Source organism: Kitasatospora albolonga (assembly GCA_002082585.1).
GTDB classification, from domain to species: Bacteria; Actinomycetota; Actinomycetes; order Streptomycetales; family Streptomycetaceae; genus Streptomyces; species Streptomyces stephensoniae.
On the sequence record CP020563.1, the window covers coordinates 6,717,029 to 6,743,721 of the forward strand.

18 protein-coding genes are annotated in these 26,693 nt (G+C 69.8%); 15 read left to right on the plus strand and 3 right to left on the minus strand.

All coding sequences use genetic code 11. From position 1 onward, the window contains the following. Positions 1-57: 57 nt before the first annotated feature. Together B7C62_29600 and B7C62_29605 are read left to right on the plus strand one after the other, a co-directional pair. A complete protein-coding gene (locus tag B7C62_29600; GenBank protein ARF75958.1) occupies positions 58-2,892 on the plus strand; it encodes a hypothetical protein in 2,835 nt (944 codons plus the stop codon). 297 nt (positions 2,893-3,189) lie between these two features. Continuing rightward, positions 3,190-3,657 carry a hypothetical protein gene (locus B7C62_29605; GenBank protein ID ARF77429.1) on the plus strand — a complete coding sequence of 156 codons (468 nt, stop codon included), beginning with the start codon at positions 3,190-3,192 and terminating at the stop codon, positions 3,655-3,657. On the opposite strand, the gene B7C62_29610 is transcribed toward B7C62_29605, so the two are convergent. Beyond that, the gene (locus B7C62_29610; protein ID ARF75959.1) at positions 3,611-4,882 is read right to left on the minus strand and encodes an MFS transporter; all 1,272 of its coding nucleotides are present in this window, start codon (positions 4,880-4,882) and stop codon (positions 3,611-3,613) included. The two genes, B7C62_29605 and B7C62_29610, sit on opposite strands and share 47 nt — an antisense overlap. A gap of 112 nt (positions 4,883-4,994) precedes the next feature. Between B7C62_29610 and B7C62_29615 the strand changes: the two genes are divergently transcribed. The 4 genes from B7C62_29615 to B7C62_29630 all read left to right on the plus strand — a co-directional run bounded on the left by B7C62_29615 (position 4,995) and on the right by B7C62_29630 (position 10,165). After that, on the plus strand, positions 4,995-5,453 hold the full coding sequence (locus tag B7C62_29615; GenBank protein ARF75960.1) for a transcriptional regulator: 459 nt from the start codon (positions 4,995-4,997) through the stop codon (positions 5,451-5,453). Positions 5,454-5,516: 63 nt separating this feature from the next. Next, positions 5,517-6,074, plus strand: coding sequence for a GNAT family N-acetyltransferase (locus tag B7C62_29620; GenBank protein ARF75961.1), 558 nt, complete (start codon positions 5,517-5,519; stop codon positions 6,072-6,074). A gap of 120 nt (positions 6,075-6,194) precedes the next feature. Continuing rightward, on the plus strand, positions 6,195-7,148 hold the full coding sequence (locus B7C62_29625; GenBank protein ARF75962.1) for an IS481 family transposase: 954 nt from the start codon (positions 6,195-6,197) through the stop codon (positions 7,146-7,148). A 296-nt stretch (positions 7,149-7,444) separates the two neighbouring features. Then, positions 7,445-10,165, plus strand: a complete 2,721-nt coding sequence (locus B7C62_29630) for an aconitate hydratase 1 (protein ID ARF75963.1) — start codon at positions 7,445-7,447, stop codon at positions 10,163-10,165. Positions 10,166-10,252: 87 nt separating this feature from the next. Here the strand turns inward: B7C62_29630 and B7C62_29635 are convergent, their stop codons facing one another. Further along, positions 10,253-10,897 carry a hypothetical protein gene (locus B7C62_29635; protein ID ARF75964.1) on the minus strand — a complete coding sequence of 215 codons (645 nt, stop codon included), beginning with the start codon at positions 10,895-10,897 and terminating at the stop codon, positions 10,253-10,255. A 107-nt stretch (positions 10,898-11,004) separates the two neighbouring features. Between B7C62_29635 and B7C62_29640 the strand changes: the two genes are divergently transcribed. Continuing rightward, positions 11,005-11,622, plus strand: coding sequence for a histidine phosphatase family protein (locus B7C62_29640; protein ARF75965.1), 618 nt, complete (start codon positions 11,005-11,007; stop codon positions 11,620-11,622). Positions 11,623-11,679: 57 nt separating this feature from the next. Here the strand turns inward: B7C62_29640 and B7C62_29645 are convergent, their stop codons facing one another. After that, positions 11,680-15,561: an alpha-mannosidase gene (locus B7C62_29645; GenBank protein ID ARF75966.1), complete on the minus strand. Its 3,882-nt coding sequence runs from the start codon at positions 15,559-15,561 to the stop codon at positions 11,680-11,682. 507 nt (positions 15,562-16,068) lie between these two features. Between B7C62_29645 and B7C62_29650 the strand changes: the two genes are divergently transcribed. The 8 genes from B7C62_29650 to B7C62_29685 all read left to right on the plus strand — a co-directional run bounded on the left by B7C62_29650 (position 16,069) and on the right by B7C62_29685 (position 26,591). Beyond that, entirely contained in the window at positions 16,069-17,517 is a 1,449-nt protein-coding gene (locus B7C62_29650) for a carbohydrate ABC transporter, N-acetylglucosamine/diacetylchitobiose-binding protein (GenBank protein ARF75967.1), read from the plus strand. A gap of 49 nt (positions 17,518-17,566) precedes the next feature. After that, positions 17,567-18,487: an ABC transporter permease gene (locus B7C62_29655; protein ARF75968.1), complete on the plus strand. Its 921-nt coding sequence runs from the start codon at positions 17,567-17,569 to the stop codon at positions 18,485-18,487. Further along, entirely contained in the window at positions 18,487-19,416 is a 930-nt protein-coding gene (locus B7C62_29660) for a sugar ABC transporter permease (GenBank protein ID ARF75969.1), read from the plus strand. The genes B7C62_29655 and B7C62_29660 overlap by 1 nt, the downstream gene beginning before the upstream one ends. Before the next feature lie 287 nt (positions 19,417-19,703). Further along, on the plus strand, positions 19,704-20,903 hold the full coding sequence (locus B7C62_29665) for a transcriptional regulator (protein ID ARF75970.1): 1,200 nt from the start codon (positions 19,704-19,706) through the stop codon (positions 20,901-20,903). 120 nt (positions 20,904-21,023) lie between these two features. After that, positions 21,024-22,139 carry an ABC transporter substrate-binding protein gene (locus B7C62_29670; GenBank protein ID ARF75971.1) on the plus strand — a complete coding sequence of 372 codons (1,116 nt, stop codon included), beginning with the start codon at positions 21,024-21,026 and terminating at the stop codon, positions 22,137-22,139. Between the two features lie 276 nt (positions 22,140-22,415). Next, the gene (locus tag B7C62_29675) at positions 22,416-23,204 is read left to right on the plus strand and encodes a sugar ABC transporter ATP-binding protein (GenBank protein ARF75972.1); all 789 of its coding nucleotides are present in this window, start codon (positions 22,416-22,418) and stop codon (positions 23,202-23,204) included. Between the two features lie 23 nt (positions 23,205-23,227). Further along, entirely contained in the window at positions 23,228-24,514 is a 1,287-nt protein-coding gene (locus B7C62_29680; GenBank protein ID ARF77430.1) for an ABC transporter permease, read from the plus strand. Positions 24,515-24,677: 163 nt separating this feature from the next. After that, complete coding sequence (locus B7C62_29685; GenBank protein ARF75973.1) at positions 24,678-26,591, plus strand: 1-deoxy-D-xylulose-5-phosphate synthase; 1,914 nt, start codon at positions 24,678-24,680, stop codon at positions 26,589-26,591. Positions 26,592-26,693 lie beyond the last annotated feature (102 nt).

The window sequence follows — 26,693 nt, forward strand, 5'->3', positions numbered from 1 at the left end:
CGACCCGGAACAGACCACCGGAACGGACGCGCGAGTGAGCAGGGTTGAGGAGGAGCTTTGATACGTGGCCGGAAAGCATGGGCCACCGCGATAGCGGTGCTGACGGTGGCGGGGGTGGCGCCGACGGGGGCGTACGCCGCCCCGGCGCCGCCGGACGTACGCACCGCCACCGCGACGCAGGACCCCGGCACGGGGACGGGCGCGGCGACCGCCACCGTCCCGCCCGACGCCGGGGACGAACTGCCGCCCGGCTGGCGCATCGCCGCCGACAACGGGCGGAACCACCTGGAGTGGCGGGCGCCCGAGCCGGTCCCCATGGGCGACGCCCGCGTGGAGTTCCGCGCGAACGGCGAACTCGTGGGCGTCCCCGAACCGCAGGACGACGGCCGGACCTTCCGGCTCCCCATGGACGAGGTCCGCACCGCCGACCTGGACGAGCTCCAGGTCCAGGCCGCCGGGCGCAGGCTCGACGAGGCCCCGGGCAAGGGCGCGAGCCGCAAGGCCAAGCAGTCGGCCCCCAAGCTCCCGCCCAAGCTGCCCGCGGGGACCGTCGACCCGGGCAAGGCCGGCAAGTACGCCACCACCACCGGCGAGTACAGCCTCCCCTCGGTCAGGCTCCCCGGCCTCCCCGCACCCGTCGAGATGCGCGGTGTCGTGGTCGCCCCGAAGAAGGCCCCCGGCAAGCGTCCGGTCGCGCTCTTCCTGCACGGCCGCCACTCCACCTGTTACGTCCCCGGCAAGAACGAGGACATCTCCGGCGACTGGCCCTGCGCCAAGGGCAGCAAGCCGATCCCGAGCCACCGCGGCTATCTGCGCGACCAGAAGCTGCTGGCCTCGCAGGGGTACGTGACGGTCTCGATCTCCGCCAACGGCATCAACGGCCAGGACTGGAGCGCCGAGGACGGCGGCGCGCAGGCCCGCTCCTCGCTGATCCGCAACCACCTCGGCCGCTGGGCCGACTGGGCCGCCAAGCCCGCCTCCGCGCCCGCCTTCGTGCGCAAGGGCCCGAAGACCGACCTGTCCAAGGTGCTGCTCGTCGGCCACTCGCGCGGCGGCGAGGGCGTCAACCGGGCGGTCATGGACAGCCTGTACAAGCCGCCGGCCGCCCAGGACGGCTACCGGTCCAAGGCCCGCTGGAAGATCCGCGGCACCGTCCACATCGGCCCCACCATCTTCGGCCAGAACCCGGTGCCCGACGTCCCCTCGCTCACCATCCTGCCGGGCTGCGACGGTGACGTCTCCGACCTCCAGGGCCAGGTGTACACGGACGGCACCCGGGGTGTCAGCCGGGGCAAGGCCCTGCACAGCTCGGTCTACATGGTCGGCGCCAACCACAACTACTTCAACAGCGAGTGGACCCCGGGCCAGGCCAAGGCCCCGGCCGACGACGACTTCTGGCACGACCCCGAGGCGCGCGACCCGCTCTGCTCGCCCGGCGCCCCCGGACGGCTCTCCGCCAACCAGCAGCACAAGGCGGGCGCGACCTACATCGCCGCCGCCGCACGGCTGTTCGTCGGCGGTGACGACCGGGTACGCCAGCTCATCGACGGCACCGGCCGCCGCGCCCCCTCCGCCGACCCCGCCCGGGTCCTGACCCACGCGGTCGGCGGCAACCGCGGCGCGGGCTTCCTGCCCGACGACCCGCGGGGCGGGGTGAAGGCCGGCGGCGCCAAGCTGTGCGACGCCGTCGCCCCCGGCCGCACCGCCTGCCTCGGCAGCAAGGTCAAGGGCTCCTCGCCGCACTTCGCGGAGTGGCGCACGGAGCACGAGGCCGGTCGCCGCGCGATCGCCCTGGACTGGAAGAAGCCGGGCACGGCCGCCCGCGTCACCCCGAAGAAGCCGGTCTCCGTCAAGGGCGCCAAGAGCCTCGCGCTCCGTGTCGCCGTACCGCCGAACACCAGCGGCACCCGGTTCGACGTGAGCGTGAGGGACGCCAAGGGCAAGCGTGCCAAGCTGGGCAGCGTCCGCATCGACGGACTGCCGGGCACCGAGCGCACCAGCTCGTACTGGGCGCAGGAGGTCCGCGTCCCGCTGACCGCCGCGTCCCGCGCCAAGCTGAACCTCGGGAAGATCGCCTCCCTGGAGCTGACCCCGAAGTCCCGTTCCGGCAAGGTGTGGCTGATGGACGCCTGGTCGTGGAAGCCCGGCACCCCCGCCGTGAAGGCCGCCCCGCTCGCGCGCGTCGACATCGGCCGCCTCACGGTCAAGGAGGGCGACGCGGGCGTCCGTACGTACCAGGTGCCCGTCCGTACCACCGGCAAGAACGCCGGAGCGGTCCGCCTGTACGTCATCGACCCGGACACCGGGAAGTCGGCCGGCAAGCTGGTCAAGGTCGGCCCCGGTACCGCCGGGATCAAGGTCAAGGTGAAGGTCGAGGGCAACAAGCGCTACGGCTGGGACAAGCCCCACGACATCGTGGTCAAGGCGGTCCGCTCCACGGTCGTCGGCTCGGACGCGGGCGGTGTCCTCGCCGAGAACGACGACCCGATGCCCACGCTCACCGTCAAGCCGGTGGCCGCCGACGTCACCGAGGGTGAGCCGCTGAAGTGGCGCATCTCCCTCTCGGAGAAGGCGGACATCGACATGTGGGCCCTGGCCGAGCTGATCCCCGTCACCGGCGGCCGTCCCGAGCTGTCCACGGCCGACGTCGACCAGGAGTGGCTGTCCATGCTCGTGGACGAGACCCCGAAGCGGCCGATCCCGCTCTCGAAGGTCCCGTACGGAACGCTGTGGCACACGATCCCGGCCGGGAAGACGTCCACGACCCTGACCGTCCCGACGATCCGTGACCAGGTCAAGGAGCCGACGGAGTACGTCAGCCTCCAGCCCACGGACGACGACGGCAAGCCGCTGGGCCCGCCGCTGGAAGGCACGGTCCGCGACGCGTCGTAGTCCGCCGCGTCCGTGCGGCCCGGCACGGTGAACGAGGGCCCGGCCTCCCCGCGATCCCGCGGGGAGGCCGGGCCTTTTCCGGCCGGGCCACCCCCAGGCCGAGGACGCCTCCGCCGCCGGGGTGAGCCGCCCGCGTACCCCTCTCGTACCCGGGGCCTACGAAGGCCGCCCGGCAGGCCGATGGAACGCCGCGGCGAGGGCCCCAGGATGGGCCGCATGACCTTACGAGCGACCTCCGGCACCTCCACAGCCGCACGCCCCGCCGCCTCCGTACCCCCGCCGCCCCGCTGGGCGGTCCTGGCCGCGCACCTCACCGCGCTGGTGGTCCTGCCGAGCGGGCTGTGGCGTATCGCCCTGGTCCTCGGACACCCCGCCGGTTACACGGAGGCGGGCTTCGAGCCCTTCACGACGGTCGAGGCCAAGGTCTGGATGCTGACGCTCAGTGTGGTCTGCGAGCTGGCCGCCCTTCTGACCATCGGTCTGGTACGGCCCTGGGGTGAGGTGGTCCCGCGCTGGATACCGCTGCTCGGCGGGCGCCGGGTCCGCCCCCTGGCCGCTGTCGTCCCCGCCGCCGTCGGCGCGGCGGTCCTGACGCTGATCTGGGCCAACGTCCCCTGGTGGTGGACGTATCCGCACGAGGACATGACGGCCACCGGGAACCTCGTGGTCGGCATCCTCTACCAGCCGCTGTTCCTCTGGGGCCCGCTGACGGCGGCCGTCACGTTCTCCTACTACCGCCGCCACCGCCCGGTTCGTCCCGGGTGAGCGCCCACACCACGAGCCCGAGGCAGCTGAACGCGGCGCCCAGCGCGCATACGGCGCCCCAGCCCGCCACCGCGTAGAGGGAGGTCGCGGCGATGGCGCCGGTGGCGCTGCCGACCGAGTAGAAGACCATGTACCCGCCGATCAGCCTGCTGCCCGCCGCCGGGCGCAGCGCGTGGATCAGGGTCTGGTTGGTGACATGGACCGCCTGTACGGCGAGGTCGAGGAGGACCACCCCGGCGACCAGGGACCAGAGCGAGGAGCGGGTGAAGGCCAGGGGCACCCAGGAGACGGCGAGCAGCGCCAGGGCGGTGCCGGTGGTCCGCCGGGCGAGACCGCGGTCGTTCAGCCGCCCCGCCGCGCTCGCGGCCAGGGCTCCGGCGGCGCCGATGAGCCCCAGCGCCCCGATCGCGCTGTGGGAGAGGAAGTACGGGGCCTCGCTGAGCGGCAGCGCGACGCTGCTCCACAGGGTGCTGAAGGCGGCGAACACCAGCAGCCCGAACAGGGCCCGGAGCCGCAGCAGGGGTTCCCGCGCGAACAGGGTGACCATGGAGCGCAGGAGCTGCCCGTAGCGCAGGGCCTCCGGCGGAGCACCGGCGTCGCGGGGCAGCACCCGGTACAGGACCAGGGCGAGCAGGCCGGTGAGCGCCGCCGATGCGAGGTAGACGGCGCGCCAGCCCGCGAGGTCGGCCAGGAGGCCGGAGGCGGTACGGGCGAGCAGGATGCCGATGACCACACCGCTGGTGACCGTACCGACGACCCGGCCGCGTCCGGCGGGAGGCGCCAGCGCCGCCGCGAAGGCCACCAGCGTCTGTGTGACGACCGCGAGGAGCCCCACCGCCGCCATGCCCGCGAGGAGAACCGCCGCCGTGGGGGCCGTGGCGACCACGGCCAGCGCCGCCACCAGGAGCAGCGACTGGGCCACGACGATCCGTCGGCGGTCGGCCGTGTCGCCGAGCGGCACGAGGAGGAAGAGCCCGAACCCGTAACCGACATGCGTGAGGGTGACCACGCCGCCGACGAGCGCCGGGCTCATGGCGAGGTCGCGCCCCATGGTCACCAGGAGCGGCTGGGAGAAGTAGACATTGGCCACCGCGACACCGCAGGCGACGGCGAACAGCATGACGACACCACGGGACAGGCCGTCCGCGGAACCTTCCCGGCCCGGGCCCGCGGTGCCCGCCCTCTCGGCCCGCCGTGTCGCAGCCTCACCCCTGTTGCCGGGCATCGGCACCCCTCCCGAGATCGGACCGAATCCGGTTTCAACTTGCCACTGGTGGCGACGGCGACGGTAGCCGTTTTTGGTAGCATCTTGCAACCAGCGAGGAGAGGGGGCCGCCATGGTGACCAGGACGCGCTTCGACGACAGCGAATGCCCCGTCGCCCGGTCGGTCGACGCGATCGGCGACTGGTGGTCCCTGCTGATCGTGCGGGACGCCTTCGACGGGAGCCGGCGCTTCGGGGAGTTCCAGCGCAGTCTGGGGGTGGCGAAGAACATCCTCACCGCTCGGCTGCGGACCCTGGTGGACGGCGGCGTCCTCGCCTCGGTCCCGGCCTCGGACGGCAGCGCCTACCGCGAGTACGTACTGACTCCGAAGGGCGAGGCGCTCTTCCCCGTCATCGTGGCGCTGCGGCAGTGGGGTGAGCAGAACTTCTTCGCCCCCGGCGAACCGCACTCGCGCCTGGTCGACCGCCGGGAGGGCAGGCCCCTCCGCGCCCTGGAGGTCCGGTCGGCGGACGGGCGGCGACTGGCCCCCGGCGACACCGCCGTCCACAAGGTGCGGGGCTCGGGCAGCTAGCGGCCTGTGGCCTGGCCCTTTCCTCTCGGATCGGGCTCGCGGCGGTGGGATAGGTTGCCTGCCATGACTGAACTCGGACCCGTCGCCTGGCCGCCCGCCCCGATCAGGACCGAGAGGCTCGTGCTGCGCGAGCCCGAGGCCCGGGACCGTACGGCGGTCATCGAGCTGCTGGCCTCGCCGGAGGTGGGCGCCTACATCGGCGGCCCCCGGCCGCGCGACGAGCTCGAGCGCGCGATACCCCGGGCGCCCGCCCGGCGCCCCGGCCTTTTCGTGGTCGAGCTCGACGGAGTGATGATCGGCCGGATCACGCTCACCCGGGACACGGGGCACCTCCGTCAGGCCGCCGGGAGAGCCGAGCTCGGCTACCTGTTCCTGCCGCGGGCGTGGGGGTGCGGGTACGGCGCCGAGGCGTGCGCGGCGGCACTCGACTGGTTCGCCGACGCGCTCCCCGGCGAACCGGTGGTGCTCGCCACCCAGACCGCCAACGCCCGCTCGATGCGCCTCGCGGCAAAGCTGGGGTTCGTCGAGGTCGAGCGTTTCGATGCCTACGGTGCCGAGCAGTGGTTCGGCATGTGGTCCCCGGGTCCGCCGCCCGGCGGGGCACGGTCCGTCGGCCCCTAGCTGTTCTGTCCCGGGAGGTTGTGGGCGGTGAGGTACATCTCGGCTGAGGGATCTTGAAATGGGTGAGGGCCTGCCGGTTCGGTGTGGATTGCGACGTCTACACCTGACCGAAAGGCCCTCGTGCCCCACCGTAATGCACCTCTGACCGAGACCGGCCGCCTGCGTCTGGCCCGCTGCGTGGTCGAGGATGGCTGGCCTCTTCGACGCGCGGCAGAACGCTTCCAGGTCTCGCCCACCACGGCCCAGCGGTGGGCCACCCGCTACCGGGCCACGGGCGAGGCCGGCATGAGCGACCGCTCCTCCCGCCCGCACCACAGCCCGCGCCGGACCGCGACCCGAACCGAACGCCGGATCATCAAGGTCAGAGTCCTGCGGCGCTGGGGACCAGCCCGCATCGCGCACCTGCTGAACCTGGCCCCCTCGACCGTGCACCGGGTCCTGACCCGCTTCGGCCTGGCCCGCCTGAAGCATCTGGACCGGGCCACCGGCCGCGTCATACGCCGCTACGAACACGACCGCCCCGGCGAGCTGGTACACGTGGACATCAAGAAACTCGGGAACATCCCCGACGGCGGCGGCCACAAAGTCCTGGGCCGCCCGGCGGGCCGCAGGACCAGGTCCGGCGTCGGCTACCAGTACATCCACACCGCCGTCGACGACCACTCCCGCCTGGCCTACAGCGAGATACTCACCGACGAGAAGAAGGAAACCGCCACCGCCTTCTGGCAGCGGGCCCACGCCTACTTCACCGGCGTCGGAATCACCGTCGAACGCGTCCTGACCGACAACGGCGCCTGCTACAAGTCCCACACCTGGCGCGACACCCTGGCAGCAGCCGGGATCGCCCACAAGCGAACCCGGCCCTACCGGCCCCAGACCAACGGCAAGGTCGAACGCCTCAACCGCACCCTGCTGGACGAATGGGCCTACGCCCGTCCCTACCGCTCAGAACAGGAACGACGCGACGCCTTCCCCGCCTGGCTGCACACCTACAATCACCACCGCGGACACACCGCGCTCGCAGGCAAACCACCCGCCACCCGCGTCCCCAACCTCACAGGGCAATACACCTAGCGACTGCCGACGGTACGGCCACGCGCGATGCGGGCTGAACGCCCGGCGGGATGGGCGCGTACCCCGACGGGGTGAGGGCGTTCAAGGGCACCTGGGCATGACCGAGCGGCGGCTATGTACTAGAGTTATCTCGACATCGAGATATCTGCCGAGGCGCACCGCAGCCGCCGCCCGGTAAGGCATACCTAACTAAGCCTTACCTTAGCGGATGGTCGGGGCCGTAGGCGGCACAACGCGGTGCCCGCTGCCAATGAGGCGCGGCGCGGTAGACGCGCACATTGAAGAAGGAGACTGTCGTGTCGGCGAACAGCTTCGACGCCCGCAGCACGCTGCGCGTGGGCGACGAGTCGTACGAGATCTTCAAGCTGGACAAGGTCGAGGGCTCCGCGCGCCTCCCGTACAGCCTGAAGGTCCTGCTGGAGAACCTGCTCCGTACCGAGGACGGCGCGAACATCACCGCCGACCACATCCGGGCCATCGGCGGCTGGGACTCCCAGGCGCAGCCCAGCCAGGAGATCCAGTTCACGCCGGCCCGCGTGATCATGCAGGACTTCACCGGCGTGCCGTGTGTCGTGGACCTCGCCACCATGCGTGAAGCCGTGAAGGAGCTGGGCGGCGACCCGGCGAAGATCAACCCGCTGGCCCCGGCCGAGCTGGTCATCGACCACTCCGTCATCGCCGACAAGTTCGGCACCAACGAGGCGTTCGCCCAGAACGTCGAGCTGGAGTACGGCCGCAACCGGGAGCGCTACCAGTTCCTGCGCTGGGGCCAGACCGCCTTCGACGAGTTCAAGGTCGTCCCCCCGGGCACCGGCATCGTCCACCAGGTGAACATCGAGCACCTGGCGCGTACGGTCATGGTCCGCAACGGCCAGGCGTACCCCGACACCCTCGTCGGCACCGACTCGCACACCACCATGGTCAACGGCCTCGGCGTGCTGGGCTGGGGCGTCGGCGGCATCGAGGCCGAGGCCGCGATGCTCGGCCAGCCGGTCTCCATGCTCATCCCGCGCGTCGTCGGCTTCAAGCTGACCGGTGAGCTGACCCCCGGCACCACCGCCACCGACCTCGTGCTGACCATCACCGAGATGCTCCGCAAGCACGGCGTCGTCGGCAAGTTCGTCGAGTTCTACGGTGAGGGCGTCGCCGCCACCTCGCTCGCCAACCGCGCCACCATCGGCAACATGTCGCCGGAGTTCGGCTCCACCGCCGCGATCTTCCCGATCGACGGTGAGACCCTGAACTACCTGCGCCTGACCGGCCGCGACGCCCAGCAGGTCGCCCTCGTCGAGGCGTACGCCAAGGAGCAGGGCCTCTGGCTCGACCCGGCCGCCGAGCCGGACTTCTCCGAGAAGCTGGAGCTCGACCTCGCCACGGTCGTCCCCTCCATCGCCGGCCCGAAGCGCCCGCAGGACCGCATCGTCCTGGCCAACGCCGCGCAGCAGTTCGCCTCGGACGTGCGCAACTACGTCTCCGACACCGGTGTCGACGAGGCGGGCAAGGAGTCCTTCCCGGCCTCCGACGCCCCGGCCGTCTCCAACGGCGTCCCGTCGAACCCGACCACCGTCACGGCCCCCGACGGCTCGACGTACGAGATCGACCACGGTGCCGTCACCGTCGCCGCGATCACCTCCTGCACCAACACCTCGAACCCGTACGTCATGGTCGCCGCCGCGCTCGTGGCGAAGAAGGCGGTCGAGAAGGGACTGACCCGCAAGCCGTGGGTCAAGACCACCCTCGCCCCGGGCTCGAAGGTCGTCACCGACTACTTCGACAAGGCGGGGCTCACCCCCTACCTCGACAAGGTCGGCTTCAACCTCGTCGGCTACGGCTGCACCACCTGCATCGGCAACTCCGGCCCGCTGCCGGAGGAGGTCTCCAAGGCCGTCAACGACAACGACCTCGCGGTCACGTCGGTCCTCTCCGGCAACCGTAACTTCGAGGGCCGCATCAACCCCGACGTCAAGATGAACTACCTGGCGTCCCCGCCGCTGGTCGTCGCGTACGCCATCGCCGGTTCGATGAAGGTCGACATCACCAAGGACGCCCTGGGCACCGACCAGGACGGCAAGCCGGTCTACCTGACCGACATCTGGCCCACCGAGGCCGAGGTCAACGACGTCGTGGCGAACGCCATCGGCGAGGACATGTTCAACAAGTCCTACCAGGACGTCTTCGCGGGCGACGCCCAGTGGCAGGCGCTCCCCATCCCGACCGGCAACACCTTCGAGTGGGACTCCGAGTCCACCTACGTGCGCAAGCCCCCGTACTTCGAGGGCATGACGATGGAGACGACCCCGGTCGAGGACATCACCGGCGCCCGGGTGCTGGCCAAGCTCGGCGACTCGGTCACCACCGACCACATCTCCCCGGCCGGTGCCATCAAGGCCGACACCCCGGCCGGCAAGTACCTCACGGAGCACGGCATCGAGCGCCGTGACTTCAACTCCTACGGCTCGCGCCGAGGCAACCACGAGGTCATGATCCGCGGCACGTTCGCCAACATCCGCCTGCGCAACCAGATCGCGCCGGGCACCGAGGGCGGCTACACCCGCGACTTCACCAAGGCTGACGGCCCGGTGTCGTTCATCTACGACGCCTCGCAGAACTACCAGGCCGCCGGTACCCCCCTCGCGATCCTCGCGGGCAAGGAGTACGGCTCCGGCTCGTCCCGCGACTGGGCCGCCAAGGGCACCGCGCTCCTGGGCGTCAAGGCCGTCATCGCCGAGTCCTACGAGCGCATCCACCGCTCGAACCTCATCGGCATGGGCGTCCTCCCGCTCCAGTTCCCCGAGGGCCAGAACGCCGAGACCCTCGGCCTCACCGGCGAAGAGACCTTCTCCTTCACCGGCGTCACCGAGCTGAACAACGGCACCACCCCCCGTACGGTCAAGGTCACCACCGACACCGGTGTGGAGTTCGACGCGGTCGTCCGCATCGACACCCCCGGCGAGGCGGACTACTACCGCAACGGCGGCATCCTCCAGTACGTGCTCCGCAGCCTGATCCGCAAGTAGGCGGACCGGCCACCGAGTGACGAAGGGCCGTACCCCGGGGAGACCCGGAGTACGGCCCTTCGGCGTCGTACCGGCAACGCCGGACCGCTACATCGCGTCCCGCTGCACCCGGTCGAGCCGGCACTTCGTGCCCTCCGGGGCCTCCCCGGTGCCCTGGGCCGTCATTTTGGCCTTCTCCCCGGGCGCGACGTCCTCCGCGACCGCGAGGCCCTCGGACACCAGCTCACCGTCCCGGTCCACGAAGGACACGTACGCGACATAGGCCGCCGTGCTCCCGGTCCCGTTCACGACTTCCAGCTCCGCGTGCGGCCAGTCGATCAGGGAGTCCCGCGTGCACTTCGTGATCGTGACGTCCGCCGTCCCGTCCGTGTCGAACTCGGGCTCCTCGTCCGGTTCCTCCTCGTCCTCCTCCGTGTACGGAGCGGAGGAGGACGAGCCCGGCCGCTCGGGCGACAGGGCCGCGGAGTCCCAGGCCGACTGCATCAGCGAGTAGACGAGCACCACCACCGCCCCCACCAGGGCGAAGGAGACGCCGAGGACGAGCGTCACGATCAGGCCCGTACGCCCCTTCCGCGCCGGTCCGGCCGGGGCCGGGGCCGCCCAGGGCTCCCGCGCCCACGGCGAGGGCGGCGGCTGGGGGGACGACCGCTCCGGCTCCGGACCGGCCTGCGCCGGGGTGTGCGGCGCAGGCTGCGGCTGTTCGGGCGGCGGAGGCGGAAAGTTGTCGGACATGCGGTCCCCCCACGGGAAATCGAGCAGGTGAGGGACTTACGGTACGTGGCCCCGCCGACACCACCCGCGCCACCCACCCCACCCGTGCGGAAAACGAACGGACCACCATGGGCGAGCTGATCCTCATCCGGCACGGCGAGACCGAGTGGTCCCGCTCCGGGCAGCACACGAGCTGGACCGACCTCCCCCTGACCGCGACCGGCGAGCGCCAGGCCCGCGCCCTCGCCCCGCTCCTCACCGGCCGGAACATCGCGCTCACCCTCGTCAGCCCCGCCGTCCGCGCCCGCCGCACCGCCGAACTGGCCGGGCTCACCGGGGCCCGGGTCACCCCCGAGCTGCGGGAGTGGGACTACGGCGGCTACGAGGGCGTCACCACCCGGGAGATCCACCGCACCCGGCCCTTCTGGAACCTGTGGACCGACGGCGTCGACCCGGGTACCGACGAACACCCCGGCGAGAGCCCGGCGCAGGTCGGGGCGCGGGCCGACACCGTGCTGGCGGGGGTGCGGTCGGCCGCCGAGCGGGTCGGGGACGGAGACATCGCGTTGGTCGCCCACTCCCACCTCCTGCGCGTCCTCACCGCCCGCTACCTGGGGCTGACCCCGGCCGAGGGGCGCCTCTTCCAGCTCGCCACGGGGGCGCTCTCCCGGCTCGGTACGGAGCACGGCCAGCCGGTCGTCACCGCCCTCAACGTGGCCCTGCCCGAGAGCCTTCAGGACACGTAGAAAGCCGACGGCCGGCACCCCTGGGGGTACCGGCCGCCCGCGTGGATCACGTACGGATCAGGAGATCAGCTCCACCTCCGCCAGCGTCGCCGCCCCGGTCAGCACCAGCCGGTACTGCGCGTACGCCCCCGGCCGGTCCACCGAGAAGGCCCGGGTCTGCCTGTCCCAGGCGAAGGACTGGCCCGAGCGGCGGTCCAGGTCCTTCCAGCTCTTCCCGTCGGACGAGCCCTGGAGCGTCCACCCCTTCGGGGCCTTGTCAGCCGCCGCCGAGGTCAGCGTGTACTGGAGCGCCTTGGTGGACGCGGGCACCGGCAGCTCCACCGACGTGACCTCCGCCGAGGTGGCCGAGGTGTTGTCGAACAGCGCCCCGTCACCCTTCAGCACATCGCCCTTGGGCGCCGGGGCCTTGTCGTCCCGCTGGATGGAGACCGGGGCCGCGTCCTTGCCCGTGCCCCAGGCGGACGGCTTCGGGCCCATGTCGAACTCCAGCGTGCCGCCCCTGGCCAGCACCTCGTGGGGGAGCGCGGTGGAGGTCCACTTCTTGCCGTTGACCTTCACGCCCTGCACGTAGATGTTCGTCGCGCTGTTCTTCGGGGCCTTGACCGTCAGCTTGCGGCCGTTGTCCATGCGGACGGTGACCTTCTTGAAGAGCGGCGAGCCGATCGCGTACTCCCCGCTGCCCATCACCAGCGGATAGAAGCCGAGCGCCGAGAAGAGGTACCACGCCGACTGCTCGCCGTTGTCCTCGTCGCCGTGGATGCCCTGCCCGATCTCGCTGCCGACGTACAGGCGGCTCAGCACCTCGCGGACCTTCTCCTGTGTCTTGTGGGGCTGCGAGGCCGCGTTGTACATGTACGTGGCGTGGTGGGCGACCTGGTTGCTGTGCCCGTACTGGCCCATCCGCACGTCCCGCGCCTCGGTCATCTCGTGGATGACCCCGCCGTAGCTGCCGACGAACTCCGGACCGGCCGTCTCGGGCGTCGAGAAGTACGTGTCCAGCTTCTTGCCGAGCCCCGCGCGGCCGCCGTACAGGTTGGCCAGGCCCCGGCTGTCCTGCGGGGCGGTGAAGGCGTAGCCCCAGCCGTTGGTCTCGGTGTAGTCGTAGCCCCAGACGCGGGGGTCGTACTGGTCCGAGGGGAGGCGCCAGTCGCCGTTGGGCTTCCTGCCCTGGAAGAAGCCCGCCTTGTCGTCGAAGAGCTTGACGTACTTCTGCGCCCGGTTGAGGAAGTAGGCCGACTCCTCCTTGTACCGCGTCTTCTTCGTCTTCTTGTAGAGCTCCTCGCCCATCCGCGCGATGCCGTAGTCGTTGAGGTAGCCCTCCAGCGACCAGGACAGGCCCTCGTGCGTCGCGGTGTTGGCGTAACCGGTGAAGACGGAGGTCTCCATGCCCTTGCGGCCGACGCCCGAGGACGGTGGGGCCACGGTGGCGTTCTTGACGGCCGCGTCGTACGCCGCCTCCGCGTCGAACTTCACGCCCTTGACGTACGCGTCCGCGAAGGCCACGTCCGAGCTGGTGCCGGTCATCAGGTCCGCGTAGCCGGGGGAGGACCAGCGCGAGGTCCAGCCGCCGTCCTTGTAGTGCTGCACGAAGCCGTCCACCAGCTCTCCGGCCTTCTTCGGGGAGAAGAAGGAGTAGGCGGGCCAGGTCGTGCGGTAGGTGTCCCAGAAGCCGTTGTTGACGTACACCTTGCCGTCGACGATCTTCGCGCCGGTCTTCGTCGGAGTGTCCGTGCCGGTCGGCTTGGAGAAGGGGCTCGCGTACTTGTTCTTCCCGTCGACCTTCTCGTGACCGGAGTTCGGGTAGAGGTAGAGCCGGTAGAGGCTGGAGTAGAGCGTGGTCAGCTGGTCCTCGTTGGCGCCCTCCACCTCGATCGTCCGCAGGATCTTGTCCCAGGACTTCTGCGCGGTGCGCCGCACCTTCTCGAAGGAGGTGGACGCCGGGATCTCCATCGCCAGGTTCTTCTTCGCCTGGTCGACGCCGATCAGCGAGGTGGCCAGGCGCAGGTTGACCGTGCGGTCCTTGCCCGCGTCGAAGCGGAAGAAGCCCGTCACGTCGTCGCCGCCCCCGCCCTTCAGCATCCCGCTGTCCGTGACCGGCGCGTCGAAGACGCCGTACACGAACATGCGGGTGGCGCCGGTGGACAGGCCGCTCTTGACGTCCGTGTAGCCGGAGAAGGAGCGGGTCGCCGGGTCCAGGGTGAGGCCGCCCGCGTTCGACACGTTGTCGAAGACCAGGCTCGCGTCCTTGCCCGGGTAGGTGAACCGCATCCGGGCCGCGTGGTCGGTCGGTGTGATCTCGGCCTTCAGACCGTTCTCGAACGTGACGCCGTAGTAGTGCGGTTTCGCCACCTCGTTCTCATGCCGGAACGGCAGCGCACGGGCCGTGCGGGCGGCGTCCGGGGTGCCGGAGGCGGCCGAGGGCATCACCTGGAAGGTCTGCCGGTCGCCCATCCAGGGGCTCGGCTCATGGCTGGCGCTGAGAGCCTGGAGCGTGGGGAGGTTGTCCTCGTTGTTGCCCCGGTGGTAGTCGTACAGCCAGCTCAGCGAACCGGCGTTGGTGACCGGCGTCCAGAAGTTGAAGCCGTGCGGGACGGCGGTCGCCGGAATGTTGTTGCCGCGCGAGTAGCCGCCGGAGGAGTGGGTGCCGCGCGTGGTCAGCGCGTAGTCCGACAGATGCGCCTTGCGCTTCTCCGGCTTCCTCGGCTCGATCACGATGTCGTCGACCCAGCCCTGGAACTTCGCCGGGCCCTTGGCGGAGTCGTACGCCACCAGCACCCGGTCGACCGTCTTCCCCGCCGCGACCGTGCCGATGCGCGAGGAGACCTTGTTCCACTGGTTGACGTAGAGGCGCTTGGCGTCCCCCTGGCCCTGCGGGGTCAGCAGGCCGCCGTGGCTGTCGGTGGCCCTCAGCTCGCTCAGATACGTGCCGTCGGTGAAGGCGAGGTCCACCGCGACGTGGGTCGCGGGGTAGTTGAGGTCCGTCTCGCCCATCTGCGGATAGACGAGATAGGAGAGCTCGGTGTCCTTGGTGACGGCCGTGTTCACGTCGAAGACCTTGTTGTACGCGTACGCCCGGCCGTCCGGCTTGTGCGTACCCGCGTAACGCAGTGCCTTCTTTCCGGTGAATCCCGCGCCCGCCTTCGCGGTGGGCGAGCCGGAGGGGCCCCGGTCCGGCCTGCTGCGCATCTCGTCGGGGACGGGCGCGGAGGTGTCGCCGTCCGAGAACTGGACGTCGGCGAGCTGGAGGATGTCCGACGCGCCGTTGTTGGCGGTGATCTCCAGCCGGAAGTGCCGGTAGGCGGTGCCGGAGGCGACATCGTACGACTTGGTCTCATGGCGCTTGGCGAAGGTCTCGCCGCTGCGCCGGTCGAGGTCGGTCCACTCCTTGCCGTCCGCCGAACCCTTGAGCGTCCAGTCCCTGGGGTCGCGCGGGGCGTGGTCGTTGGCGGAGGTGAGCGCGTACGTCACCACCTTCACCGGCTCGTCCAGGTCGAACTCGACCCAGCCGGTCCGCGAGAACGCCAGCCACTTGGAGGCCGGTTCGACGTCGACCAGGTTCTCCTTGACCTCACCGCCCGCCGTGTTCTCGGCACTGGCGCGGACCTCGGTCACCCGGTCGGTCACATTGCCCGGTATGCCGGTGGAGAATCCGCCGTCGACACCCGATGAGCGCTCTGTGCCGTCCGGTCCTTCTTCTGCCGTGTCGCGCCAGTCCGGCTGCTTCTCGTCCGCCTCGAAGGAGGAGCGGAACGTCCGCTCGCCGGAAGGCTTCTGCGGCGCCCCGGACGGACCGGCGACGGCGGCCGTGGGGGCCGCGAGGGCCAGGGCGAGAGCCGCCGCGAGGACGGCGGCCGTACGGCTCCGTCTCGTACGGCCCGTACGGGAGGCGCTGCTGAAGACCTTCCCAGCGCCTTGGTGGAGACCACGTGGTGGCTGCATACCGAGCCATTCCTCCCCGGAGCGTGCTTGGACAACGTTGTCATAGCGGGATGCAAGGTCCAGTAGGGAGCCAAGTGACGGGACGTGTCAAGGGTGTTGCCGCGGGCGCGGTGGGCGAATCGGCCGTAAGGGGAGAAAGTCGCCCCCGGAACAGGGCGCACGGTGCCGACGTGTCCGCGAGGTCTCAACTCGGGAAAGACTGCCGCTCCAACCTGCATTCGATCTTGCTCAGTTGGCGACAAGTGGACTATACCTGTCGCCATCTGCACAGCCGTTCCGACGGATGAGCGCAGGGGGAGACGGAGGACGGTCGCGAGGGTGCCACGGGCGTCCTCACTGTACGGTTCTCCGGCACCCCCATTCCACCGGTTTTTTCTCTCCGGTACACCTGCATATCTGCACCACCCAAGCGCAACTGACCGCGGTGGCGGGGCCCTTCGCCTGAGGCGAGTTTTCGACGGGTGACCGGTACACCGCCTGAGTCCTGGAGAAGGCGAGGACTTGAGCATGGGATCGACCTCCGCTCAGCACAATGAGGGCCTCGGCCGTCGCGATCTGATCAAGCGTTCTGCCGCACTCGGCCTGATCGCTGTTCCGACGATGAGCTTCCTGTCCGCCTGCGCGAGCGGCAGCGGTGACAGTGGCGACGACAAGGTCGAAAAGGGCGAGAAGACCGAGAAGAACCCGCTGGCCGTCAACGGCAGCGCCCCGCTGGAGATCGTCATCTTCGACGGCGGGTTCGGCACCAAGTACGCGGAGGACGCCCGGGACGTCTACAAGAAGACCTACCCCGAGGCGCAGATCAAGTTCTCCGCCACGCAGAAGATCCAGTCGGTCCTCCAGCCGCGCTTCAACGGTGGCACCCCGCCGGACCTGATCGACAACTCCGGTGCCCAGCAGATGGACATGGGCGTCCTGGTCGGCAAGAAGCAGCTCACCGACCTCACCCCGCTGCTCGACGCCCCCTCCATCGACGACCCCGCCAAGACGGTCCGCGACACCCTGCGGCCCGGCATCGTCGAGATGGGCCAGTTCGATGGCGACCCGGTCTGGATGCTGTACTACGCGTACACGGTCTACGGCGTCTGGTACTCGCAGACCGCGCTGGACAAGCTCGACGCCACGTACCCGGAGACCTGGGACGACATGCTCGCGCTCTGCGCGAAGGCGAAGAAGCAGGGCATCGCGGGCTGGACCTACCCCGGCAAGCACCCGTACTACATCCCGTTCTCGCTCTACCCCTTCATCGGCAAGATCGGCGGCGTGGAGGTCCTCAACGCCATCGACAACCTGGAGCCGAAGGCGTGGGAGCACCCGGCGGTCAAGGCGGCCTTCGAGGCGTACTACGAGCTGTACGCCAAGGGGTACATCCTCAAGGGCACCCCCGGCCTGGACCACCGCGGTTCGCAGGGCGCGTGGGCCCGCGGCAAGGCGCTGTTCATCCCGAACGGCTCCTGGGTCGAGAACGAGGAAGCGGCGATCATCCCGAAGGACTTCAAGCTCTCGGTGGGCGCGCCCTCGAGCCTGGACTCCTCGGACAAGCTGCCCTTCGGCACCATCTGGGCCTCCGGCGGCGAGCCCTTCATCGTCCCGGCCAAGGCGAAGAACCCGGCGGGCGGCATGGAGCAGCTGCGCATCATGCTCAGCGAGGCGTCCTCCAAGTCCTTCACCTCCAACACCAAGTCGCTCTCCGCCTTCAACGGCGGCACCGACGGCCTGGAGCTCTCCGACGGCCTCAAGTCCGGTGTCGCCGCGCTGGACAAGGCGGGCACCAACGTGGTCAACCCGCGCCTCCAGGACTGGTACGTCAAGCTCCAGAAGGAGCAGATCGGTGTCGCCGCGCTCGGCGAGATGATGGCCGGCCGCGCCACCCCGGCCGAGACCATCAAGAAGATCCAGGCATTCGCCGACGCGACCGCCAAGGACCAGTCCATCAAGCACTTCAGGCACCAGTGATCACGCGTCACCAGCGGCGGCAGCTCGGGGAAGGTCGGAGTCGGTAACGATGCAACACGGTAAGTACCGGTTCATAGTCGGGTTCTTGGCGGTCCCGATGGCGTTGTACGTCATCCTCGTCATCTGGCCCTTCATCCAGTCCATCTACTACTCGTTCACGGACTGGACGGGGCTGAGCCCCGACTTCACGATGGTCGGGTTCGACAACTACGCCAAGATGCTCGACGACGACATCTTCTGGAAATCGCTTCAGCACAGCGTGCTGCTGGCGGTTCTGCTGCCGCTGGTGACGCTGGGGCTCGCGCTCTTCTTCGCCTTCATGCTCAACGTGGGCGGGCGGCGCCGCAAGGGCGCCGCCATCACGGGGGTCCGGGGCTCGGGCTTCTACAAGATCGCCTACTTCTTCCCGCAGGTGCTCTCGATCGCGATCGTGGCCATCCTGTTCCAGTTCGCCTTCGACCCGGCCCAGGGCATGATCAACGGCACGCTCAAGGCCGTGGGCTTCACGGACGTCCCCGACTGGCTGGGCGATCCGAAGCTGGCCCTGTGGGTCATCATGGCGGTCCTCGTCTGGTGCACGACGGGCTTCTTCGTGGTGCTGTTCTCCGCGGGCATGGCCTCCATCCCCAAGGACTTCTACGAAGCCGCCCTGCTGGACGGGGCGAGCCGCTTCACGACCTTCTTCCGGATCACGCTGCCGCTGCTGTGGGACACGGTCCAGTCCGGCTGGGTCTACATGGGCATCCTGGCGCTCGGCGCCGAGGGCTTCGCCATCGTGCACATCATGAGCGTCGGCCCCGGCGGGCCCGACTACTCGACCACCGTCCTGCCGCTCTACGTCTACCAGTCGGCATTCCGTGACGGACAGGCGGCCTACGCGACCACGATCGGTGTCGCCCTGCTCCTCGTGACGCTGGCCTTCGCCGCCCTCGTCATGCGGGTGGGCCGGCGCGAGCGGCTGGAGTTCTGATGAAGACCACCGACACCCCTCCCTCCGCCACCGACGCGGCCGAGGTTCCCGCCCAGCGCGCCGGAACGGCCGCCAAGAGCCCGTCCGCCCCCGCGAAGAGCGGCGAGGGCAAGGTTCTCAACGTCTTCTCGCACGGCGTGCTGGTCCTGTGGGCGATCATGGTCGTCCTGCCGCTGTTCTGGGCGGTGATGTCCTCGTTCAAGACCGACACGGACATCTTCAACAGCCCCTGGTCGCTGCCCGGCTCGCTGAACTTCGACAGCTGGGGCCGGGCCTGGAGCCAGGCCCATATGAGCGAGTACTTCCTGAACACCATCCTGGTGGTGGGCGGTTCGCTCGTCGGCACCCTGGTCTTCGGGTCGATGGCCGCCTATGTGCTCGCGCGCTTCGAGTTCCCGGGCAACCGCTTCATTTACTTCTTGTTCGTCGGCGGTATGAGTTTCCCGATCATGCTGGCGCTGGTCCCGCTGTTCTACGTCATGGACAACATGGGGCTGCTGAACACGATCCACGGCCTGATCCTCGTGTACATCGCGTACTCGCTGCCGTTCACCGTGTTCTTCCTGACCTCGTTCTTCCGTACGCTGCCGACCTCGGTGGCGGAGGCGGCGATCATCGACGGGGCCTCGCACACCCGCACGTTCTTCCAGGTCATGCTGCCGATGGCCAAGCCGGGCCTGATCAGCGTCGGCATCTTCAACTTCCTGGGGCAGTGGAACCAGTACATGCTGCCGACCGTGCTGAACACCGACCCGGAGAAGCGGGTGCTGGCCCAGGGTCTGGTGGAGCTGGCGGCGAGCCAGGGGTACAAGGGCGACTACTCCGGCCTCTTCGCCGGACTGGTGATCGCGATGCTCCCGGTGCTGGCGGCGTACATCATCTTCCAGCGCCAGGTCGTCTCCGGTCTGACGGCGGGGGCGCTGAAGTAGGCCACGCGCCCGTAGCGGGGCGGAAGCAGGTCACGCGTCCGCACAAGAAGACCACGCGTACGCATAAGAAGGTCACGTATCCACAACGGCCCGGTGCCCCGGCGGAGAACTTCTCCGCCGGGGCACCGGGCCGTCGCGGTGTGTGCCGGTGCTCAGGTCTTGACGGGAGGCACCCCCGAACGGTCAGCTTAGAGTTCACATGTTGGAGGAAGCCGGGGTGTCATCGCTGCTGCCCCGGCCGGGGCGGTCCCTGGGGCCGCCCGCCAAGGGCAGGAGTGGATGAGTCGATGGAGACTCCCGGGTCGCAGACATCGCTGCACAGGGCCAATCTGGAGCGGGTCGTACGCGCCGTACGGATGGCCGGTTCGCTCACCCAGGCGGAGATCGCCCGGAGCACCGGGCTCTCCGCGGCCACGGTCTCCAATATCGTCCGGGAGCTGAAGGACGGCGGGACGGTCGAGGTGACGCCCACCTCGGCGGGCGGCCGGCGGGCCCGGAGCGTCTCGCTCAGCGGGGACGCCGGGATCGTCATCGGCGTCGACTTCGGCCATACGCACCTGCGGGTCGCCGTCGGCAACCTGGCCCACCAGGTGCTCGCCGAGGAGTCCGAGCCGCTGGACGTCGACGCCTCGTCCGCGGAGGGGTTCGACCGGGCGGAAGTGCTGGTCAACCGGCTGATCCAGGCGACCGGGATCGGCCCGGACAAGGTGATCGGCGTCGGTCTCGGCGTCCCGGGCCCCATCGACGTCGAGTCCGGAACGCTGGGCTCCACCTCGATCCTGCCGGGCTGGACGGGCATCAACCCCAGCGAGGAGCTCTCCGGCCGCCTCGGCGTCCCGGTGTACGTCGACAACGACGCCAACCTCGGGGCGCTCGGCGAGCTGGTCTGGGGGAGCGGCCGGGGCGTCAAGGACCTCGCGTACATCAAGGTCGCCAGCGGTGTCGGCGCCGGTCTGGTGATCGACGGGACCATCTACCGGGGCCCCGGCGGCACGGCGGGCGAGATCGGGCACATCACGCTCGACGAGTCGGGCCCGGTCTGCCGCTGCGGCAACCGCGGCTGCCTGGAGACCTTCACCGCCGCCCGGTACGTCCTGCCGCTGCTCCAGCCCAGCCACGGCCCCGGGCTCACCATGGAACGGGTGGTCCAGCTGGCCCGCGAGGGCGATCCGGGGTGCCGCCGGGTGATCGGGGACGTCGGCCGCCACATAGGCAGTGGTGTCGCCAACCTCTGCAATCTGCTCAACCCCAGCCGGGTGGTGCTCGGCGGCTCGCTGGCGGAGGCCGGGGAGCTGGTTCTGGGGCCCATACGGGACTCCGTGTCGCGGTACGCGATCCCCAGCGCCGCCCGGCAGCTCTCGGTGCTCCCCGGGGCCCTGGGCGGGCGTGCCGAGGTGCTGGGCGCCCTCGCCCTCGTCCTGAGCGAGATGGGGGATTCAACCCTTTTGGAGAGCGCCCAGCCCGCGGCGACTCCTGCCTTCACTTAGATAACGAATGGCACCGTTGTCATCTCGTTAAGGATTTACTCCTTGACGCTGACGCTGCGGCCGAGTTGACTTCCAGCCACCTCGGCCGCAACGTCGCGGCCTCGTCAGGGAGGTTCGAGAATGAACACGCGTATGCGTCGTGCCGCCGTTGCCGTTGCCGCCACCACGATGGCGATCTCGCTGGCCGCCTGCGGGAGTGCCAAGGAGTCCGGCGACAACGCCGAGAAGAGCTCGGAGAAGAAGGGCGACGACCTGAAGATAGGTCTGCTCCTCCCCGAGAACCAGACGGCCCGTTACGAGAAGTTCGACCGGCCGATCATCGAGAAGAAGATCACCGAGCTCACCGACGGCAAGGCGAAGGTCACTTACAACAACGCCAAGCAGGACGCCACGCTCCAGGCGCAGCAGATCGACACGATGATCACCAACAAGGTCGACGCGCTCATCGTCGGCGCGGTGGACGCCAAGGCGATCGAGAACAGCATCAAGAAGGCCAAGGCCGCGGGCATCCCGGTCGTCGCCTTCGACCGCCTCGCCGAGGGCCCCATCGACGCCTACACCTCCTTCGACAACGAAGAGGTCGGCCGCGCCCAGGGCACCGCCCTGCTGGAGGAGCTGGGCGACAAGGCCGACGGCAGCGCCACCATCGTGATGATGAACGGTGCGATCACCGACCCGAACGCCGCCCTCTTCAAGAAGGGCGCCAAGTCCGTCCTCGACGGCAAGGTGAAGTACGGGAAGGAGTACGACACCAAGGAGTGGAAGCCGGAGAACGCCAACTCCAACATGGAAGCGGCGATCACCGCGCTCGGCAAGGACAAGATCGACGGCGTCTACTCCGCCAACGACGGCATGGCGGGCGGCATCATCACCGCCCTCAAGGCCGCCGGTCTCAACCCGCTCCCGCCCGTCACCGGCCAGGACGCCGAGCTCGCGGGTGTGCAGCGCATCGTCACCGGTGAGCAGTTCATGAGCGTCTACAAGTCCTACCCGGCCGAGGGCATCGTCGCCGCCGAGATGGCCGTCGCGCTCGCCAAGGGCGACAAGCTCGACTCGATCGCCACCTCGAAGGTCGACAACGCCAGCCAGAAGGGCATCCCGACGGTCCTCGTCCCGGTCGTCTCGCTGACCAAGGACAACATCAAGGACACCGTCATCAAGGACGGCATCTACACGGTCGACGAGATCTGCACCGCCAAGTACAAGGCCGCCTGCGACAAGATCGGTCTGAAGTAGCACCCCGGGACCGGCCGCCCCCGCGCGGGCCGGTCCCGCCCCGCCGCACGCCCGACGCGCCTTCGCGAGGGCCGTACGGCACCACCACCCGCGCACGCGCCCGCCGTACACCGGCCCGCACGCGCCATGAAGCCTGTCCGGTGTCCCGCCCACCAACCGTCCCGCTGCCGGGCGGGGCGCCGGACGGAACAGCTTCTCCCTTTCTCTGTTCTCTTCTGCTCGACCGCCGCGCCTTCCCCCGGGTGCGGCATCCCCGCCGGTCAGGCGGCGAAGGAGATGGTTCACGTGTCCGCTACGCCCGTGCTGGCGTTGCGAGGGGTCTCCAAGCGATTCGGTGCCGTACAGGTACTCACCGATGTAGAGCTTGAGGTCCACGCCGGTGAAGTGGTCGCCCTGGTCGGCGACAACGGCGCCGGCAAGTCAACGCTGGTCAAGACGATCGCCGGAGTGCATCCCATCGATGAGGGAGTCATCGAGTGGGAGGGCCGCGCCGTCCGGATCGACAAGCCGCACGACGCCCAGAACCTCGGCGTCGCGACCGTCTATCAGGACCTCGCGCTCTGCGACAACATCGATGTCGTCGGCAACCTCTACCTGGGCCGGGAGCTGCGCAGGTTCGGCATCCTGGACGAGGTGGAGATGGAGCGCCGCTCCCGCGAGCTGCTCTCCACGCTCTCGATCCGCATCCCGAGCGTCCGCATCCCGATCGCCTCGCTCTCCGGCGGCCAGCGCCAGACCGTGGCCATCGCCCGGTCGATGCTCGGCGAGCCCAAGCTCGTCATCCTCGACGAGCCGACCGCCGCCCTCGGCGTCGAGCAGACCGCCCAGGTCCTCGACCTGGTCGAGCGGCTGCGCGAGCGCGGCCACGCGGTCATCCTCATCAGCCACAACATGGCCGACGTGAAGGCCGTGGCCGACAAGGTCGCCGTGCTCCGGCTGGGCCGGAACAACGGTGTCTTCGATGTGAAGACCACCTCCCAGGAAGAGATCATCTCCGCCATCACGGGCGCCACGGACAACGCCGTGACCCGACGTGCGGCGCGCAACGCGGAGGTTTCGAAGTGACCACCGACAAGTCCGCGACCCCGCTGGACAAGACCTCCGGCCCGGCGGACGCCCCGCCGGTCGGCAACCCGGAGGCCGCCGAGGGCGCCGCCACCGTCGTCGACCCCCGCCTCCTCATCCGCGAGCAGGGCTTCGCCGGGTACGTCACCGAGTTCAAGCGCAAGATCAGCGGCGGTGACCTGGGCTCGATCCCGGTGGTCGTCGGCCTCGCGATCATCGCCATCGTCTTCCAGAGCATGAACTCCGAGTTCCTCTCCGCGAAGAACATCAGCGACATCGCCACCACGATGGTCGCCACCGGCATGATGGCCGTCGGCATCATCTTCGTCCTGCTGCTCGGCGAGATCGACCTCTCGGTCGGCTCGGTCTCCGGTGTCTCCGGCGCCCTCGTCGCGGTGCTCAGCGTCACCCAGGGCATGAACGAGTGGCTGGCCATCGTCGTCGCCATCGTCAGCGGCGCGGTGATCGGCGCGATCCACGGCTTCTTCTTCGCCCGGATCGGCGCGCCCGCCTTCGCCGTCACCCTGGCCGGCCTGCTGTTCTGGCTCGGCTTCATGCTCCAGCTGCTCGGCGACTCCGGCACCATCAACCTGGACGGCGACGGGGTGGTCGGCCAGCTGACCACGTACTACTTCACCGATGTCGCCGCCGCCTACGGGCTCGCCGCGATCGCGGTCGTCGGCTACTTCGCCGCCGCCTTCCTGGACACCCGCCGCCGTGAGGCCGCGGGCATCCCGTCCCGGCCGCTCGTCGACATCATCGTGCGCACGGCCGTCCTCGCGGTGTTCGCGTTCGCCGCCGCGTACATGTTCAACCAGTACCGCGGTCTGCCGCTCGCCCTGGTCCTCTTCCTGATCGTCCTGGTCGGCACGGACTTCCTGCTGCGCCGTACGGCCTACGGGCGGAAGATCTTCGCGCTCGGCGGCAGCGTCGAGGCGTCCCGGCGCGCCGGTATCAACGTCACCGCGATCCGGATCTCCGTCTTCTCCATCGCGGGCACGTTCGCGGCGATCGGCGGCCTCTTCTGGGCCTCCAAGATCGCGGCGGCCAACCAGGGCTCCGGCACCGGCGACCTGCTGATGAACGTCATCGCGGCGGCCGTCATCGGCGGCACCAGCCTCTTCGGCGGCCGGGGCCGCACCTGGAACGCGCTGCTCGGTGTCATGGTCATCGTCTCCATCCAGTACGGACTGTCGCTGGAGGGCATCGCCACGCCGATCCAGTACATGGTCACCGGCGCCGTGCTCCTGGCCACGGTGGTCATCGACTCCATCACCCGTAAGACCCAGAAGACGGCGGGCCGCGCCTGACCGTCCGACCGCGCAGGTGCCCGGTGCCCGAGGGGGTGCCGGGCACCCGCGCGTCCCCGGCCGCCCGCGTTCGAACACAGGCTCCCGCTGCCCACGGCCGCGAGCGGAACATTAGACTCATCGGATCGGCACGCTCGATCAGCTCATACGCAAGGAGGCACGGGTGGATCTGCTGACCCGCATCAAGGGACCGCGCGACCTGGACCGGCTCTCCGTCGACGAGCTGGAGCAGCTCGCGGAGGAGATCCGTACCTTCCTCGTCGACGCGGTGTCCAAGACCGGCGGACACCTCGGCCCCAACCTGGGCGTGGTGGAGCTCACGATCGCCCTGCACCGGGTCTTCGAGTCGCCCCGGGACAAGGTGCTCTGGGACACCGGCCACCAGGCTTACGTCCACAAGCTGCTCACCGGCCGCCAGGACTTCTCCCGCCTCAAGATGAAGGGCGGCCTCTCCGGCTACCCCTCCCGCGCCGAGTCCGAGCACGACGTCATCGAGAACAGCCATGCCTCCGGGGTCCTCGGCTGGGCCGACGGCATGGCCAAGGCGAACGAGGTCCTGAAGAAGGACGACCACGTCGTCGCGGTCATCGGTGACGGCGCGCTCACCGGCGGTATGGCCTGGGAGGCGCTGAACAACATCGCCGCCGCCAAGGACCGCCCGCTCGTCATCGTCGTCAACGACAACGAGCGCTCGTACGCGCCCACCATCGGCGGCCTCGCCAACCACCTCGCCACGCTCCGTACGACCGACGGCTACGAGCGGTTCCTGGCCCGCGGCAAGGACATCCTGGAGCGCACGCCCGTCGTCGGCCGCCCGCTCTACGAGACCCTCCACGGCGCCAAGAAGGGCCTCAAGGACTTCATCGCCCCGCAGGGCATGTTCGAGGACCTCGGCCTGAAGTACGTCGGACCGATCGACGGCCACGACATCGAGGCCCTGGAGTCCGCGCTCCAGCGCGCCAAGCGCTTCGGCGGCCCGGTCATCGTGCACTGCCTCACCGAGAAGGGCCGCGGCTACACCCCGGCCCTCCAGGACGAGGCCGACCGCTTCCACGCGGTGGGCAAGATCCACCCGGACACCGGTCTGCCGATCTCCACCTCCGGCCTCGACTGGACCTCCGTCTTCGGCGAGGAGATGGTCAAGCTCGGCGAGGAGCGCGAGGACATCGTCGCGATCACCGCGGCCATGCTCCAGCCGGTCGGCCTCGGCAAGTTCGAGGAAGCCTTCCCGGACCGGATCTACGACGTCGGCATCGCCGAGCAGCACGGCGCGGTCTCCGCGGCGGGCCTGGCCACCGGCGGCCTCCACCCGGTCTTCGCGGTCTACGCCACCTTCCTCAACCGCGCCTTCGACCAGGTCCTGATGGATGTCGCGCTGCACAAGTGCGGCGTCACCTTCGTCCTGGACCGGGCCGGTGTCACCGGAACGGACGGCGCCTCGCACAACGGCATGTGGGACATGTCGATCCTCCAGTGCGTGCCCACGCTCCGGATCGCCGCCCCGCGCGACGCCGACCAGGTCCGCGCCCAGCTCCGCGAGGCCGTCGCCGTCGACGACGCGCCCACCGTGGTCCGCTTCTCCAAGGGCGCGGTCGGCCCGGCGGTCAAGGCCGTCGGCCGGGCCGGCGGTATGGACATCCTGCGCAAGCCGAAGGCGGACCGCCCGGACGTCCTGATCGTCTCCGTCGGCGCGCTCGCCCCGATGTGCCTGGAGATCGCCGACCTGCTGGACGCCCAGGGCATCTCCTCCACGGTCGTCGACCCGCGCTGGGTCAAACCGGTGGACGAGGCGCTCGCCCCGCTCGCCGAGCGCCACCGCGTCGTCGTCACCGTCGAGGACAACAGCCGCGCCGGAGGCGTCGGTTCCGCCGTCGCCCAGGCGCTGCGCGACGCCGGTGTCGACGTACCGCTGCGCGACTTCGGCATCCCGCCGGTCTTCCTCGACCACGCCTCCCGGGGCGAGGTCCTGGCCGAGATCGGACTGACCGCGCCGGACATCGCCCGCCAGGTCACCGGCCTGGTCGCCAAGCTCGACGGCCGCTTCGAGAGCCGCGCCGTGGAGTCCGCACGCGACTGACCTGTTTTCGGGCCGATGGGCCGGGAAGACGACCCCTGTCCGGGTGGTTCTCCCGGCCCATTCGCATGAAACGGGCCAGATGGCGTGTTCCTGCGCATTCCG

Coding starts and splice junctions, on each gene's coding strand:
- B7C62_29670 (ARF75971.1), top strand. CDS start 21,024: ATGAACACGCGTATGCGTCGTGCCGCCGTTGCCGTTGCCGCCACCACG.
- B7C62_29635 (ARF75964.1), bottom strand. CDS start 10,897: ATGTCCGACAACTTTCCGCCTCCGCCGCCCGAACAGCCGCAGCCTGCG.
- B7C62_29610 (ARF75959.1), bottom strand. CDS start 4,882: ATGCCCGGCAACAGGGGTGAGGCTGCGACACGGCGGGCCGAGAGGGCG.
- B7C62_29640 (ARF75965.1), top strand. CDS start 11,005: ATGGGCGAGCTGATCCTCATCCGGCACGGCGAGACCGAGTGGTCCCGC.
- B7C62_29675 (ARF75972.1), top strand. CDS start 22,416: ATGGTTCACGTGTCCGCTACGCCCGTGCTGGCGTTGCGAGGGGTCTCC.
- B7C62_29615 (ARF75960.1), top strand. CDS start 4,995: ATGGTGACCAGGACGCGCTTCGACGACAGCGAATGCCCCGTCGCCCGG.
- B7C62_29665 (ARF75970.1), top strand. CDS start 19,704: ATGGAGACTCCCGGGTCGCAGACATCGCTGCACAGGGCCAATCTGGAG.
- B7C62_29655 (ARF75968.1), top strand. CDS start 17,567: ATGCAACACGGTAAGTACCGGTTCATAGTCGGGTTCTTGGCGGTCCCG.
- B7C62_29645 (ARF75966.1), bottom strand. CDS start 15,561: ATGCAGCCACCACGTGGTCTCCACCAAGGCGCTGGGAAGGTCTTCAGC.
- B7C62_29650 (ARF75967.1), top strand. CDS start 16,069: ATGGGATCGACCTCCGCTCAGCACAATGAGGGCCTCGGCCGTCGCGAT.
- B7C62_29620 (ARF75961.1), top strand. CDS start 5,517: ATGACTGAACTCGGACCCGTCGCCTGGCCGCCCGCCCCGATCAGGACC.
- B7C62_29660 (ARF75969.1), top strand. CDS start 18,487: ATGAAGACCACCGACACCCCTCCCTCCGCCACCGACGCGGCCGAGGTT.